This is a genomic window from Microbacterium sp. SORGH_AS_0454, assembly GCF_031453395.1.
Taxonomy (GTDB): Bacteria; Actinomycetota; Actinomycetes; order Actinomycetales; family Microbacteriaceae; genus Microbacterium.
The window spans coordinates 2,509,529-2,524,016 of the sequence record NZ_JAVIYS010000001.1; the positions used below are offsets into that span (position 1 = coordinate 2,509,529).

Annotated in this window: 16 protein-coding genes, 1 tRNA gene and 1 other RNA gene; 7 read left to right on the top strand and 11 right to left on the bottom strand. The window is 64.7% G+C overall.

Annotated elements, in window-relative coordinates; genetic code table 11:
* Positions 1–46: 46 nt before the first annotated feature.
* Entirely contained in the window at positions 47–523 is a 477-nt protein-coding gene (gene smpB / locus QE454_RS11845; RefSeq protein ID WP_094734236.1) for an SsrA-binding protein SmpB, read from the top strand.
* Between the two features lie 21 nt (positions 524–544).
* Here the strand turns inward: smpB and QE454_RS11850 are convergent, their stop codons facing one another.
* Together QE454_RS11850 and QE454_RS11855 are read right to left on the bottom strand one after the other, a co-directional pair.
* Positions 545–1,198, bottom strand: coding sequence for an SIMPL domain-containing protein (locus tag QE454_RS11850; protein ID WP_210074515.1), 654 nt, complete (start codon positions 1,196–1,198; stop codon positions 545–547).
* A gap of 38 nt (positions 1,199–1,236) precedes the next feature.
* A complete protein-coding gene (locus QE454_RS11855; RefSeq protein ID WP_307455216.1) occupies positions 1,237–1,854 on the bottom strand; it encodes a hypothetical protein in 618 nt (205 codons plus the stop codon).
* Positions 1,855–2,039: 185 nt separating this feature from the next.
* Between QE454_RS11855 and ssrA the strand changes: the two genes are divergently transcribed.
* Positions 2,040–2,409, top strand: a transfer-messenger RNA (tmRNA) gene (gene ssrA, locus QE454_RS11860).
* An 84-nt stretch (positions 2,410–2,493) separates the two neighbouring features.
* On the opposite strand, the gene QE454_RS11865 is transcribed toward ssrA, so the two are convergent.
* On the bottom strand, positions 2,494–3,033 hold the full coding sequence (locus tag QE454_RS11865) for a YaeQ family protein (protein WP_307455214.1): 540 nt from the start codon (positions 3,031–3,033) through the stop codon (positions 2,494–2,496).
* Between the two features lie 82 nt (positions 3,034–3,115).
* Between QE454_RS11865 and QE454_RS11870 the strand changes: the two genes are divergently transcribed.
* The gene (locus tag QE454_RS11870) at positions 3,116–3,370 is read left to right on the top strand and encodes a hypothetical protein (RefSeq protein WP_210074521.1); all 255 of its coding nucleotides are present in this window, start codon (positions 3,116–3,118) and stop codon (positions 3,368–3,370) included.
* A gap of 19 nt (positions 3,371–3,389) precedes the next feature.
* Here QE454_RS11870 and QE454_RS11875 read toward each other — a convergent pair whose 3' ends face one another.
* Both QE454_RS11875 and QE454_RS11880 read right to left on the bottom strand, forming a co-directional pair.
* On the bottom strand, positions 3,390–3,956 hold the full coding sequence (locus tag QE454_RS11875; RefSeq protein ID WP_210074523.1) for a hypothetical protein: 567 nt from the start codon (positions 3,954–3,956) through the stop codon (positions 3,390–3,392).
* Complete coding sequence (locus tag QE454_RS11880) at positions 3,956–4,780, bottom strand: inositol monophosphatase family protein (RefSeq protein WP_309668664.1); 825 nt, start codon at positions 4,778–4,780, stop codon at positions 3,956–3,958. The genes QE454_RS11875 and QE454_RS11880 overlap by 1 nt, the downstream gene beginning before the upstream one ends.
* Before the next feature lie 103 nt (positions 4,781–4,883).
* Between QE454_RS11880 and QE454_RS11885 the strand changes: the two genes are divergently transcribed.
* Both QE454_RS11885 and QE454_RS11890 read left to right on the top strand, forming a co-directional pair.
* A tRNA-Lys gene (locus tag QE454_RS11885) sits at positions 4,884–4,956 on the top strand.
* 60 nt (positions 4,957–5,016) lie between these two features.
* Positions 5,017–6,198, top strand: a complete 1,182-nt coding sequence (locus tag QE454_RS11890; RefSeq protein ID WP_307455208.1) for a protein kinase domain-containing protein — start codon at positions 5,017–5,019, stop codon at positions 6,196–6,198.
* A gap of 138 nt (positions 6,199–6,336) precedes the next feature.
* Here QE454_RS11890 and QE454_RS11895 read toward each other — a convergent pair whose 3' ends face one another.
* The 3 genes from QE454_RS11895 to QE454_RS11905 all read right to left on the bottom strand — a co-directional run bounded on the left by QE454_RS11895 (position 6,337) and on the right by QE454_RS11905 (position 8,285).
* The gene (locus QE454_RS11895; RefSeq protein WP_307455206.1) at positions 6,337–6,870 is read right to left on the bottom strand and encodes a hypothetical protein; all 534 of its coding nucleotides are present in this window, start codon (positions 6,868–6,870) and stop codon (positions 6,337–6,339) included.
* A gap of 19 nt (positions 6,871–6,889) precedes the next feature.
* Positions 6,890–7,897 carry a hypothetical protein gene (locus tag QE454_RS11900; RefSeq protein ID WP_307455205.1) on the bottom strand — a complete coding sequence of 336 codons (1,008 nt, stop codon included), beginning with the start codon at positions 7,895–7,897 and terminating at the stop codon, positions 6,890–6,892.
* A gap of 91 nt (positions 7,898–7,988) precedes the next feature.
* The gene (locus tag QE454_RS11905; RefSeq protein WP_307455204.1) at positions 7,989–8,285 is read right to left on the bottom strand and encodes a tyrosine-type recombinase/integrase; all 297 of its coding nucleotides are present in this window, start codon (positions 8,283–8,285) and stop codon (positions 7,989–7,991) included.
* Positions 8,286–8,431: 146 nt separating this feature from the next.
* Between QE454_RS11905 and QE454_RS11910 the strand changes: the two genes are divergently transcribed.
* Positions 8,432–9,757 (top strand): hypothetical protein, encoded by a 1,326-nt coding sequence (locus tag QE454_RS11910; protein WP_307455202.1) that lies wholly within the window; start codon positions 8,432–8,434, stop codon positions 9,755–9,757.
* Positions 9,758–11,003: 1,246 nt separating this feature from the next.
* Here the strand turns inward: QE454_RS11910 and QE454_RS11915 are convergent.
* Both QE454_RS11915 and QE454_RS11920 read right to left on the bottom strand, forming a co-directional pair.
* Positions 11,004–11,177, bottom strand: coding sequence for a hypothetical protein (locus QE454_RS11915; protein ID WP_309668665.1), 174 nt, complete (start codon positions 11,175–11,177; stop codon positions 11,004–11,006).
* Positions 11,178–11,347: 170 nt separating this feature from the next.
* A complete protein-coding gene (locus tag QE454_RS11920; RefSeq protein WP_307455196.1) occupies positions 11,348–11,599 on the bottom strand; it encodes a hypothetical protein in 252 nt (83 codons plus the stop codon).
* 817 nt (positions 11,600–12,416) lie between these two features.
* Here QE454_RS11920 and QE454_RS11925 point away from each other — a divergent pair.
* Positions 12,417–12,956 carry an NUDIX hydrolase gene (locus tag QE454_RS11925; RefSeq protein WP_309668666.1) on the top strand — a complete coding sequence of 180 codons (540 nt, stop codon included), beginning with the start codon at positions 12,417–12,419 and terminating at the stop codon, positions 12,954–12,956.
* A gap of 122 nt (positions 12,957–13,078) precedes the next feature.
* Here QE454_RS11925 and QE454_RS11930 read toward each other — a convergent pair whose 3' ends face one another.
* The gene (locus QE454_RS11930; RefSeq protein WP_307455191.1) at positions 13,079–14,293 is read right to left on the bottom strand and encodes a S8 family peptidase; all 1,215 of its coding nucleotides are present in this window, start codon (positions 14,291–14,293) and stop codon (positions 13,079–13,081) included.
* Between the last annotated feature and the right edge of the window lie 195 nt (positions 14,294–14,488).

Below are 14,488 nucleotides of genomic sequence, written 5' to 3' on the forward strand. Positions count from 1 at the left end.
TAAACTGTAAGGCTCTGTGTGCCCATGATCATGAGGAGGTGGCACCATGCCTCGTGAGCAGGGTGAGAAGCTCATCGCGTCGAACAAGAAGGCGCGTCACGACTACGCCATCGAGAAGACGTACGAAGCCGGATTGGTGCTAACAGGCACCGAGGTGAAGTCGCTACGGCAAGGACGCGCGAACCTCACCGACGGCTACGCCTACATCGACGGCGGCCAGGCCTTCCTCGATGCCGTCCACATCCCCGAGTACTCGCAGGGCCACTGGACGAACCACTCGGCCAAGCGCACGCGCAAGCTGCTGCTGCACAAGGAAGAGATCATCAAGCTCTCGCACGCGGTGTCGGCGGGCGGATACACGCTCGTACCGCTGCGGCTGTACTTCCTCGACGGGCGCGCGAAAGTCGAGATCGCGGTCGCCAAGGGGAAGCGCGAGTTCGAGAAGCGTCAGACGATCCGCGAGCGCGAGGACAAGCGCGAGGCCGAGCGCGCGATGCGCACGAAGAACCGCCTGGGCGACTGACCTCTTCGCCTGCGGGGCGCGTCACTCGGCGCGGAAGCGCCCTTCGACCACCGAGGTGACGACGATCTCGGGTGGCTGCAGACTGAACGACGGTCCGGTGGCGGACGCGGCCATCAGACGCGCGCCCATCGGAGCCGGAGTCTCGGGGTGGGCGGCGAGCAAGCCGGCATCCGCGATCTCGACGGCGGAGACGGATGCCAGCCCCAGAGCGTCCGCATACGCCGTCGCGCGCTCCACGGCGACGTGTACGGCGTCGGCGGCGACCTCTCGCTCGACTCGGGCGCGGGTGGTGGGGGATAGGCGCCACTCCACGGCGGTGACCTGCACGTCATCGGATTCGGCGACATCGCCCAGCCACCAAGACAGGGCTCCCGCGTCGGTGAAGGTAGCGGAGAGCTCTACCGCGGCGTGATGGACGAGGGGGAGCTGCGCGCCCTCGTTGTTCCAGGGGCGGTCGGACCAGACGGACACACGGGCGCTCGACCACTCGGACACCTCGCCGGAGCGGAGGTGGGCGACCAGCCCGTCTTGCACGCTCGCGGCGCGCTCTTGAGCCCGCTCGACGACCGGACCGCGCGCGGGGCCATCGGTCGAGACGGTCACCCGGACGGCGGCCTCTTCGGCGCGGACGCGGGCGTTGCTCTCGCCCCGGACGGTGATGACGACCTCACTCATGCGGTGAGCCTACGGCACGGGGGTGGGGGGGATGTCGGTCAGGCGGGCGGCTGAAGGAGGTCGAGTTCGGAGCGCACGACGGCCCAGCGCACCTCGGAGCCGGTGAAGGAGTAGGTCTGCCCCCAGCCGTCGTCGTCTTTCCAGCCGCCATCGCCGGGCCGCATTCCCCATTGAACGGCATCGGCGGTGTCGACACGCTGGAAACCCTCGGCCTCGAGAGCACGTTGCGCCGCGGCGGCGGTCGTGGCGTCGATCGGCGCCCACGCGAGGTCGATGACGTTGTCGGTCGCGACCTCGGGTCCGGCTCCGAAGCGGCAGCTGAGCTGACCGGTGGGCGCGCCATCGGGGAATCTGTCGAAGGGGCTGTGACCGATCTCCTGGCCCACCATGTTCCAGCCCACCCAGCCGTTGTCCGAGACCGTCTGGCGGAACGCGGGGGTGATGACGTCTTCGCACGAGGTGTAGACGACGGTCGAGACGTCGGAGCTCGCCGTTGGCGAGGCTTCGGGGCTCGGAGAGACTGTCACAGCCGTTGTCGGTGTCGGTGACGGCGACGCTATCTCGGCGGCCGGCGTGGATGAAGCGGCGCACGCGGAGAGGGCGAGAACGCCGGTGAGCACGAAGACGAACGGAAGCAGCGGAGGGCGAGTAGCCATGTCCCTGAATGTATCGAAACCGCATCGCCGAGGAAGACGCTCTGCGGCGATGTTGCCAGATCGTTGCGCGTCGAGCGGGAATCGTCTCGGCCGCTGATCCGTTATAGACTGTGATGCTCGGGTGCTTCGGTTCCCGAGGTGGCAATTCAACAGAGTGACAACGGCCGCTCCACCACGGAGTTCCCGGGGCTGATCGGTTTCGACAGCGCCTGCGAACCCGCGAGAAGCGGGCCGAGGATGTGGGGTTATCTCGTAAACGCTCCCTGCAAAACAATAAGTGCCAATGCTAAGCGCACTGACTTCGCCCTCGCTGCGTAAGCGAGCCCGATAGTCCGTCAGACCGTGTGTGACCCCGCCACGGAATCTGGCGTCATTTAGGGGTCTTGCTGTGTGACGGCGTCTGGACGTCACGCGGGACTTTTCCCAGGCTGGGCTTGTCGACTTAGGTGTCTGTGACAAAGGTCGGAGCCGAGCAGAACGTCTGCACAGACTGCGCCCGGAGAAAACGCGGAGACCCAGCGTTGGACGGGGGTTCGATTCCCCCCAGCTCCACGAGCCGTTGTCACGAAGAGGTTGTCACGAAGAGAAAGCCCCAGCTCCCGCCCGTTTCGGTGGGAGCTGGGGCTTTGTCGCGTTCGCTCAGCCTGCGGTGCGGGTGTGGATGTCGCTCTCGCCCGAGACACCGTTGAGCTCGAGGTAGATGCGCCCCTCGGTGCGGGTGAGGGTGGCGGTGTTGCGGCGTTCGATGGCGTCGGCGAGCTTCTCGACGAAGCCGGGCTCGAAGCTGTGCAGCAGTACCTCCTCGGCGCGGTGGATGCGCTTGCCGACCCAGGGCGCTGCGACCTTGTCGGGGTCGCGGTGCGTGTAGACGGCGACCCTCTCGGCCTTCATGCTGCCGGTGTGCAGGCGGGCGGCATCCGGAGCCCCGACCTCGACCCAGGCGACGAGCGCACCGGTGAGATCGCGGACCATCACGGCGGGCTCGTCGGTGGCGGCGACACCCTCGCTGAAGCCGATGCCCTCCTCGTACTCGAGGCAGTACGCCAGCACACGCGTCAGCATGTACGGGGCGGTCTCGGACGGATGCCGGGCGACGCGCAACGGCAGTTCCTCGTACACGCCGCGGTCGACGTCAGAAAGCTGCACCGTGAAGGTGTGAATGGTCGACCCGATAGCCACGAGGATCGAGCCTACGTTGTCCCGCCCTTCTTGTCGGGCTGGATGGAACCCGTGGTCGTCGTGAACCGGCTAGCGTCGGGGGATGCCCGACCCGCGCAGCTCCCGCATCGACATCGGTTCGTTCCGCCTCGAGCCCGTGCCGGATTCGGCCCGGTGGCGGGCCGTGGCACGTGAAGATGGCGGTCCGATAGAAGGCGGGTGGAGCGATTGGGTCGCTCTGGCCCACCGGGTGCTGCGAGCCGACGAGCTATGGCGGGAGCGCGAAGCGCGCGGAGACGCGTGGGACGAGGGATTCGCAGCAGGACAGGATGCCGCGGCGGTGAACCCGTACCGATGATTCGGCACGGGCGCACCCCTTACTGCGGCGTCTCGACGAGGAGCAGGCTCTGGCGGGTGTCGGCGAACTTCACCCAGCCGTCACCGAACAGGTAGGTCAAGCCGTAGCCGTCCGCACCGCGACCGCCGAGCCAGTCGGGATTCTCGGTGACGTAGTCTCCGGTGGCGTCGCGCTCGAGCTTCCAGCCCGAGGCGACGAGGTCTTTCTCGGCCTGCTGCGCGGTCGCGTCGTCGATGGGGGCCCAGCCGAAGATCTGCACGCGGTCCGAGGCGACCTTCGCATCGCCCCACTTGCACTGGATGCCCTCGTCGAGCGCGGTGGCCCCGATGCGGAACGGCTCCTCTTGATACGTCCAGCCCAGACTCTTGAAGTCGTCTGCGGTGGACTTCGGGATGATGTTCTCGCACGTCGGATCGATCGGAGCCGTCGTCGGAGTCGCGCTGGCGGTGGAATCGGGAGCGGGTACGTCGGTCGCCGTGGCGCTGGCGGCGACGCTCGGCGCGGCGTCGGGCGTCGAGGTGCAGCCCGAGAGTACGAGCGCCGCGAGTAGGCCGGCGGTGATCAGCAGGGGCTTGTGTGAGCGCATCAGCGGGGGCCGTCCTCGTGGAGCAGGGCGAAGAACTCGTCGTGCAGAACGCCGTTCGTCGCGAGCGAGGACCCCGCGTCGAGGCGGTCGGTGCCGTCGAAAGCGGTGAAGCGACCTCCGGCCTCGCGGACGATCGGGGCGATCGCGGCGATGTCGTACTCTTTCACACCGAACTCGGCGACGAGCTCGAGGCGGCCCTCGGCGAGCCACATGTAGGGAAGGGCGTCGCCGTACGCGCGGTCGCGCCACACGGCCCTCGCGAGCTTCTCGAGGGTGGGGACGAGGTCGACGTCGTCCCACTGCTCGATGCTCTGGAAGCTGATGCTGGATGCCGAGACCTCATCGATCGCGGACACGGAGATGCGGCGGGTGTCGCCGTCGGCGGTGGCGGTCCAGGCGCCGTGTCCGACGGCGGCCCACCAGCGTCGGCCGATAGCGGGCTGGCTGACGACCCCCACCTGCGGGACGCCGTCGATGGTGAGGGCGATGAGCGTGGCCCAGACGGGGATCCCCCGCATGTAGTTGTGCGTGCCGTCGATGGGGTCGATGACCCAGCGTCGGGAGGTGTCACCCGAGGTGCCGTACTCCTCACCGAGGACGGAGTCGCCGGGGCGCTCGGCATCCAGGATCTGACGGATGGCCCGCTCGGTGGCGAGGTCGGCCTCGGTGACGTGCGTGCGGTCGGGCTTCGTATCGATCCGCAGGTCGGCCGAGTCGAAGCGTTCCATCGTCACCGCATCGGCGGCATCGGCCAGACGAAGGGCGAGCGCGAGATCGTCGGTCAGGTCCGCGAGGGGCGCGGCGGGCTCTTCGATGGAGGACACGGCTCAAGGATAACGGGCGCTCCCGGCTCGATTTGGTGTGCTCGAGTCACGCCTGGTAATGTCATTCCTCGGCGCGGAGAGCGAAACTTCGGCCGAAAAGAACGCACCTCTAGCTCAATCGGCAGAGCAACTGACTCTTAATCAGTGGGTTCTGGGTTCAAGTCCCAGGGGGTGCACCGATAAACCGCCTCACACCAGGGATTTCTTGGTGTGAGGCGGTTTCTTGTTAGTTGGGCATGCCCGATCCGCAGGTCGTCTTCCAGTCACTCGCGGGCGAGTACGAGGAAGCCCGCGCCTCCAGTGCGTACTTGACCCTCTACGGGGCGCAGGCTGCGCCCCTCAACGCTGTCTTCGCTCTGGTACACGAGCGTCTGAACAATCTGCTTCAGTTCATGAACACGAAGATCGACAGGGGCCGTCACTACAACGCTGACCAGAGTCGAGACCTGATCGAACTCATCGATGAGATACGGCGCATGCGCGGAACGCTCGCCCGGATCGGTGTTCACGTACGAGTTCGCGACGACTACGACCGCGTTATCGAAGAGTGCTCATCGTTCTTGGTGCCCTCGGGCGGGAGCACAATCCCGGACTCCTTCGAGAAGATCGAGGTAGACCGGTTCGAACCGATGTTTCTGACCGAGGACTGGACGCCATCGACCGCGACGGCTGAACCGCCTACCAAGTCGATGGTCGGAGAGGGGTCCTTCGCCATCGTGTACAAGTACACCGAGCCGACCTATGGATTCCCCATCGCGACGAAGGTCGCGAAGAGAGGCCTGAGCGAACGCGAACTGGCTCGCTTCAGGGCGGAGTTCGACGTTCTGAAGAAGGTGCGCTTTCCCTACGTGGTGGAAGCGTTCCACTACGATGCCGCGGGTCCCGCATTCACCATGGAGTATTGCGACTCCAATCTTGGCGACTATATTTCTCGCAACAACGCCACGCTGACCTTCACGGCGCGCCGGCGGATCGCGCTTCAGTTCTTGTACGGCGTCAACTATCTGCATCAGAAAGGCATTCTGCACCGGGACATCAGCCGGGGGAACGTGCTAATCAAGACATACGACCTCAATGCGGTGGTGGTCAAGCTCTCCGACTTCGGTCTCCACAAGCCGGAAGGCTCGGAGTTCACGCAGTCGGAGACCGAGATGAAAGGCACCATCAGAGACCCCACCTTGGCAAACTTCAAGGACTTTGCGGTAGTCAATGACATATACGCAGTCGGCCACATCATCGCTTACATCTTCACCGGGAAGAAGAGCATCACCGAATGCCCCGAAGGAGTGCAGGTCATCGTGGACAAGTGCACCGAGAACAATCCGAGTCGCCGATACCCCAGCGTTGCTCACATCATCGCCGCTCTAGAAGTTGTGACGGGGAGCAACCTCCCCCTGCCAGCGGGCGCGCCAGTTTAGCCGATCTGGCAGAGGGCCGGGCCGGATGGTAGGTGCGCCCGTAGTCTCGACACGCGAAGCCTTCATGCCGAGACGGGTCTCGTGACGGGAGATCGGGAGAACACGGCCGTGATTGGATGGTCTTAGGTCGTTGGTGGATCAGGCTCGGGGCATCCAATAAGTCGCCGCGTACAGCCTGAACACAGACTGTCCGAGGAGGAGCACTTGGTAGACGGTAAGACCAACTGAAATTGACTGCACCACCGTGCTGGTCACCGCCAACTCGACGGTGCCAAACCAGAATTCGATCCTGTCTGGGATGACCAGTTGAACAACCGCGAGACCTGTCGCGGCGATACCAACCAGGACGGTCCAGAAAAGTTGGGTGGTCAAACGGTATACGTGCCATCGCTCGTCTCTCGCTGCGAACTCGGAGTCGGACTTGATGTTGATCGCTCTTGGCCAAAAAAACATTGCCATCGTGATGCTCAACGCCGTGAAAACCGCGTTGGCAGCGAGGATCGATGCTCCGGGGTCTCCGCTGACATCTGCCAGTGCGTAAGCCACGGCCACGATGAGTCCGAGTGCGAGCCAAAAGACCTGTATTCGCGCAACTCCAGGGCGCGCGATGCTGGGTGGGGCCTCGGAGTAGAACTGCTCGCGAACGATCTGGAGAAGCGACACGCCGTTCATGCCTTGCCCCCTATCTGCGTCAGAGTTCGTACGTCTTCAGTATCGATTGGGCCACCGACATCAAACCTGGCAAGTCTCCGCCAACGTCGTCCAGGAACTCGTGGCAAGCGACGGCGAACTCCTTGTGCGGCGGACGACGGGTCTGTGAAACCCCCGCTCCCTGAGGTCCGACGGGGTAGACGAGTGTTGGCGCCTTGTCCTCAGCCGCGATACCGAACGACCGCTGTCGCCCGCTCCGTGTCTTGAAGGCTACCTGTGCCCGCCATCCCTGCTTCATCACCGAGTTCGCCGTCGAATTTTTCCGGACCATGGGCAGGTCGGTAAGAAACCCGAAGACCGCTTGCTTGTCTGGACCCCCGTTCTTAAGTAGGCGGTTGAGGGTCAGCGACCCGCGCGGCTTGACTATGAATCGCACGTCGGCGCTGACACCATTGACGTCGATTGCCTGGGTCGAACCGCCTGGACGAGGAGCGTCGAACCGGATTTCTCGAACCATGACCTGGCTTGCCCACCCCTGGAGGGCAGTCCACTCCGCAACCGGGTCTAGCTTGACTGTTAGCTTCGCCTTTTCTGTCGCCTGGCGTAAGGCGGACACCAGGAGGTTTTCGAGATAGCCGAACGCGGATGTCGTACTGGATCGCTCGCTCAGCCAGTAGACCTCATGTTCACCGGCCGGGTACACGAACATGGCGCGGACGAGGGTTCCGCTGTGGTCCTTCTCCTTGATGGGGATCTTGGTGCCTGACTCCTGATGCAGGTTGCCCACAAGCCCGGCGCGCCCAACCTCGAACTCCACAAACGTGAAATTGGCGTACTTGGTGAATGATGTCACCCGCAGCGACCGCGAGTCGTCCTCGGGCTGCACCCTGAGCGTTTCGCTCTTCAGCTTCGCAAGCTCGCCGTCAATCACACCACGAGCCGACAGACCGCTTCCGTCGAGGTCATCGATGGGCTTCTTCTCACCACCGCGAGCATACGCAGGCGTGAACGAAAACGCGTAGGGGTTCATGGAGTAGTTCGCCAACACTGGCCCAATCTCTGTGTGTGGCGACATTCTATGAGGAGCAAACTTTTATTCTGTGGATGCGCGGTGGGCTGCGTTTTCCGCGTCGCCCGGCTCAGGCTGCGAAATCAACCCCTTGTGACTTCGGCAGCGGGGCGGCCTCTCTGGCCCGAGACATGAGACTGGTCACCTGATCCAGGCGATCCGGCCACAGCTTGGCGTATGTGTTCAACGTCTCGGTAGCGTCCGCGTGCCCCAGCATCTGCTGGACCACGAGCACATCCGCCCCGGCTGCGATCGCGAGGCATGCCGCCGTGTGCCTGAGTTCCTTCGGAGTGAGGTCGGCGGGCATCTTTGCCTGTTCTTTTGCTTTCCTCCAGACGCGATCCCTCCAGTTGTGAAGGTTGATCATCTGTCCCCGCACGGTTGGGAAAGGAGGAGCATCATGCACGCTGCGCACTTGAGACATCGTTGAGCGCGTCGAGTCGACGGGTTCGCAGCGCGTGGTCAAGAGCTCCGGGGTCTATATCGCTAGGTTGCATGAAGGGGGTGTGAGCGATGCTGAACGAGCGTGAGATCGCCACTGTGGTCTTGTTCGGGACGTTGGTCGTCCTCGGTCTAATCAACCCCAAATCCAGGGTCGAGCTAGCCGGCGGGTTTGCGCAGTTCGCCCGAGCCTTGTGGCACCGCAAGGTTATCGGCGTCCTGCTCGCTTACGCGGCCTGGGTGGCTCTGTGCGTCTGGCTGGCGCACCTCGTCGGCTTCTGGCGACCCTCCCTGCTGAAGGACACCCTATTGACCTCGGTCGTGGTGGGCCTTCCACTCTTGATGCGGTCGCTGAAGAACAAGAACGGCACCCTTCTGCTGGGAGACATTGCCAAGGAGGCGGTCGGACTGTCCGCGTTCATTGGTTTCTACGTCAACCTCACGCCCCTGCCGTTGTGGCTAGAAATTACCCTCCAGTTCGTGCTCATTACGCTCCTCATGTCGCAGGTGGTCGTTCGACGGGTTGACGGCAAACCGGGGCAACGTCTGATGTCCGGGTGCATCAACGTCCTACTCGCATCCATCGGAATCGGCGTATTCATCTGGAGCACTGTCCAGTTCGTCGCCCAGTGGCCTGAGCTAGATCAGACGGAGTTGTTCTTGCAGTTTGCGCAGTCCGTGTGGCTCCCCTTGGCGTTGTTCCCGTTCCTTTACGGGTTCGCGTATGTGGCCGCCGTGGAGGGAATCTTCGTTCGCCTGCCGTACATGAACGGTGAGGTGTCGGTCAGACAGAAGCTCGGCATTTTGATCGGACTGGGGTTCTCGCTCCGTAGCGCAAAGGCGTTCACGGGCAGACACATGAAGCTCAATGGCCCTCGAACGTTCGCTGGCGCTGTGGAGCACGCCCGGAACATTGGTCACGACCTCGACCAGCGGGAAGCCAGGCGGCGCGACCAACTAGACAGCCTTGCGGCCAATGCAGGCTTGGTCGGTGCCGATGCGGGAGGTGCGCAGCTCGACAGGCGCGAGTTTCACGTGACGAAAGAAGCACTGCGCTGGCTACACACCTGCCAGTCGGGGTGGTTCGAACGGCAAGGAAATAGGTTTTGGGGACCAGAGCGTTTGGATGGCATGTTGAATGCCTCTCACAGAAAGGAACTCCCGAACGCCCACGGGATAACTCTCGAAACGAACCAAGACCGCACTAAGTGGCGTGCGTGGCGAGAACTTCCTAACGGCTGGGTTCTTGGCATCGGGTCTACGAAGCGAAGCGATCAGTACCTCTACGCGGGGCCGAACGCGCCTCGTAATTTCCCCGGCGAGAGCGACGAATGGGTGGACGCGATCAGCGAGGCATGGCCTGCCGACTGGGACTACCGCGATACGCCAATCAGCTAGCCGGTCACGCCAGGCGATACGGTTAGAACGTGGGGCGAGGACTCGGAGCGGCGCAACGCGCAATCCTCGAAGCGGTGCAGAGCGAGAGTTTCACGACGGCACGGCTCGCTGCTTTACTCGATCGCTCACACATCCAGATTCGGAACACCACTGACTCACTGCACGCCCGTGGACTCGTAAGAATCAAGCGCGGCCACATCGGCACACGGCCAGATGGCATGCCACTGTATGGGCGCGTTGTCTCCCGCGCAGACGCGCCCGGGCGGTTGATCAAGGTCTCGGCTGAGGAGACCACCGAGGTCGTAAAGCGCTGGCACTACTCAGGTGCGGCCAGTCACGGCGTAGCTCGACACGGATGGGAAGTCGATGGCCGACTCGTAGGGATCAGCATCTATGACACTGGCACGCGCCCGATGAGACAGGGTGTCTTCGGCCCCAAGCACTATCGGCGGGTTCTTAATCACCACCGATTAGCTCTCACCGATGACGCGCCGCGCTTCACCGCCTCGCAGTTCATCGGTGCCTCTCTGAAGCAGCTACGGCGCGAACGCCCCGAATTGTGGGCCGTCGTCACGTACGCCGACCTGTGCCAGGGACATGACGGTGTGATCTACCGAGCCACAAATGCTGTAGAAACCGGCGTCGTCGGACGTGGGAACCTCCACCTCCAGGACGCTCAGGGCCGGATACAGGTAACGCAATCACTCTCAGGAACGTGGCCTGAGCGGCGGCAGGAAGCCCGTAGACGAGGCTGGACGGAATCAAGGTGTCTGGGGAAAGCCCGCTACGTCTGGCTCCCCGGATCGGCTCGCTTCAAGCGCCGCCCGGTCGCTGACCTCCGCTGGGTTTGACGGGTCCATTTCGGGAGTTGGGTTGGTCAGGATTTTGTCAGGACGGCGATGGAAAGATGCGTGATCGCTCGTGACGCCCGTCGATCTATTAAGTAACCCTGATCTGGTCTAAATCACGAAATACGACTCCGGGTGATCACGGCTGATTTCGTTCATGCACTGGCCTAAGGCAACAGTGGGTTCTGGGTTCAAGTCCCAGGGGGTGCACAAGTTACCGCCCCGCACCATGCATCACTGGTGCGGGGCGGTTCGTCGTTCTGCGGATGCAAGATCACTTCAGAAGCGAGCGGTCGAATCGAGTCGGCCAAGCAAGCGCTGCACCCCTGATAATGACTACCCAGCCCAGGAAGAACGCGGCCAACCCCCCGACGACCGTGAGCGCGGGCCAGAAGAAGTCATAGGCCGGGTATCGGCTTCGGAGTGGCTTCGGTGAAGATGGGCACGTAGCTGAACCATGCCCCGAACACCTGGACACCCATGCCGATGATCTGAGACCCCTTGATCGCGGTGAGCATCGTGCCCCCCACGAGAAGGGCTGCGCCGCCGATCAGGAGGCCGGTGATAGCCAAGCCGCGCTGCCCAGCCTTCATGTGCCCCCCAATGGAATCGCGTGCGGCGATTCTGGCACGCGCCGCATGCGTGATCGCGTACGCGACGTGCGAAGAACCGTGAAGACGGTGTGGCGCCCTCGCGCCTCAGTTCTCGGCGGGGGTCTCATTCCACTTGGCACGCCCATGCGTCAGGCGGCGCGTTGCTCCGTCAGTTCCGCGATGAGCGCGATCTCGTGCGGCTGCCATCCGTACTCGTAGGGCAGATATGTCGTGAGCACCTGCATCGGTGACGAGAGGGTCGTAGAGATGCCGTGGCGCGCGTTCCGGGCGTCGGGGTCTCGATCGCGGACGGCGGCCTGAAGTTCGGACACAAGTTCTCGGGCGCGCAGGATCCCGTAGGCGTCGACCACGAGACGCCAGTCCGCGATGGTCAAGGTCATCCATGCTCGTGAGGCGGCGGTGGTCTCTCGGGCGACGGGCAGGAAAAGCAGGTGAATCGCGGCGGCGACGCATGCGTTGGCGAGGAGTGCCGCAGCCAAGGTGCTCACACGGCGCCGCGCCGAAGGCGGCGTCAGGTCCGCTCGTCAGATACGCCAGTGCCCGCGTCGCGCAGTGGAGTGCGTAGAAGGCTGTCGCGACGGCGATGACGATCCGAGGCGGCCGGGGTAAGACCGTGTTGCTCAGCGCCAGTGTCGCGCAGGCCCCGCCGGTGAGAGTCAGCGTGCACAGCAGCACGATGCGGGCTACGTCCGGTGGAAGCAACACCGAACTCGTGGCGACCGTCAGCCCCGCGACGAGTGTTGCGCCCGCTGCGGAGCGTGCGAGACGCTGCCGCGCCATGGTCATTGCGACGCACATGAGGCCGATGGACAGAACGAACGCGGTGTCGGCGGGGAAGTTGGCGGAGACGACGTTCACATCGCGGTCTCCGATGAGACGCATGACGGCCGACCCGACGGACAGCGTCGCGGCCGCGGCGGCGATTCTCAACGCCGCGGCGCGGGGATCCAGGGGGCGGGGTCGGGCGAAGGCGTACGCAGCGACGACGATGGCGACAGCGACAGAGACGACGACGACGCCCACCGACAGCAGCAGCATGATTTCCCGTGACCCCCCGGCTCGGAACGCTACTGCGGGATTCTGTGCCGTTCAAATCAAGCACTGCTCGCCCGCGCAATCCTCCTGTACGGGGTTCCGGGGCCCGGCAGGATGGAGCGATGCGCTGCACGCGGCGCACGACGAACCCGGGAGGTTTCGATGGCCGACGACGAGATGTGGGATGTCACCGACATCCAGGGCACCCCGACGGGGACGTTGCACCGACGCGGCGATGGTCCCGTGCCGGCGGGGTCGTTCCACATCGTGGCATCCGTGTGCCTGGTGTCGTCGAGTGGGCGGGTCTTGATGAGTCTGCGGGCTGCGGGTAAGGACTACCCGTTGGCGTGGGAGTTCCCCGCCGGCAGCGCCCTACGCGGAGAGACCAGCCGTGAGGGCGCGGTGCGCGAGCTCGCCGAGGAGACCGGGATGGTGCTGACTCCCGACGATCTCGTGCTCGTCGGACGCGTCGTGGAAGAGAGCGCCCTGTTCGACCTGTGGGTGGCTCGCATCGAGGGCGAGCCGGTGCCCGTGCCCGACCCGGAAGAGGTTCAGGATGCCGAGTGGGTCACCCTCGACGTCGTGCACCAGCGGTGGCAGGGCGGTGTCTTCGCCACACCCTGGAACGCCCGGTTCGATCAGCTGTGGGAGACGCTGGGTCGACGGGTCGCAGAGATGCACGTCACCGCCGACGGCGTCTAGAACGGCATCGGACGAACCTCTTCCCAGGACGCCCACGAAGCATCCCCTCCGCGGCGATTCGCCGGACGGAGGGGATGTTCGTGTGCGCGACGAGTGGTCTCCGCACTGGCGGGGCGTGGCGCCTACGGCACCTGTACCAGGAGGTTCGGCGAGGTGAGGGCGTTGCTGATCCGGCCCGAGACGGCGTCGCCCAGGATCGTGGAGGTCACCTCTGCGGGAGACGCCCCCGGCGACTGCTGAAGCACGAGCGCGGCGACGCCAGCGACGTGCGGTGACGCCATGGAGGTGCCGGAGATGGTGTTCGTCGTGCCGTTCAGCCAGGTCGAGGTGATGTCGACACCCGGAGCGAACAGATCGACGCAGCTGCCGAAGTTCGAGAACGACGCCCGGGCGTCGGTGCGTGAGCTGGCGGCGACCGTCAGCGCCGACGCGGCGGACGCCGGAGATGAGGTGCACGCGGGCAGGGAGTCGTTGCCGGCGGCGACGGCGACCGTGATGCCCTTGTCGGTCATGCGCTGGATGGCCTCGTTGGTCGCCGAGCTGTATACGCCCCCGAGGCTCATGTTCGCCACCGCTGGTCCTGCGGCGTTGCTCGCGACCCAGTCCATGCCGGCGATGACGCCCGACGTCGACCCCGATCCGTCGCACCCGAGGACGCGGACTGCGACGAGGTCGACGTCGGTCGCGACGCCCCAGGTCTCACTGCCGACGGTACCGGCGACGTGCGTGCCGTGGCCGTTGCAGTCGTCGGTGCCGCGCCCGTCGGAGATCGCGGTGTAGCCCGGAGTCACTCGACCCGTGAACTCCGGATCGGTCGGCACGATGCCGGTGTCGATGATGTAGGCGGTCACCCCTGCGCCGGTGCCGTTCGGGGTGTAGGAGTTGTCGAGAGGCAGATCGGGCTGGTCGATCCGATCGAGGCCCCACGTGACCAGTGTCGTCATCTCGGAGTCGCGCTCCACGCTCTCCACGAGCGGGCTCTGCGAGAGCAGCTCGGCTTGGGTCGTGCTCAGCGTGGCGACGAACCCGCCGAGGGTGTCGAACGTCCGCGTCACTGCTCCGGCGGGAAGGAGCTCGCCCAGTCGCTGCGAGATGCGGTCGACGCCGGTGCCGCCCTCGAGCATGACGATGTACTCGTCTTCTGATTCGGGTGCGGCCACCGCTGCCGGGGCGAGGCACAGAGCGGTCAGCGCTCCGGCGACGGTGACGACGGCGGAGGCGATGGTCCGACGCGTTCGGGTAGGGGTCGTCGATGACATGGGGATCCTCTCTCGCCCGACGAGGCGGGCAGGCTCGGCGTCGACCGGGGGAGCGACGCTGACTCCGGGGGAAGTCATGCACCGAAGGTACGGCCGCGAGTGACCGATCGGAGAGGATCTGCGGGAGATTTAACGTTTCCGAAACGGGACAACGTCTTCGTTAAACGTCGCCCCGAGGAGACGGGCGAGCAGCCGACGGTCGCGCACGGTCGGGGTCCGGCGACCGGGATGCACGGAGGGGCCGTACCTTGCGGCCGGCCCCTCCGTGTCGGG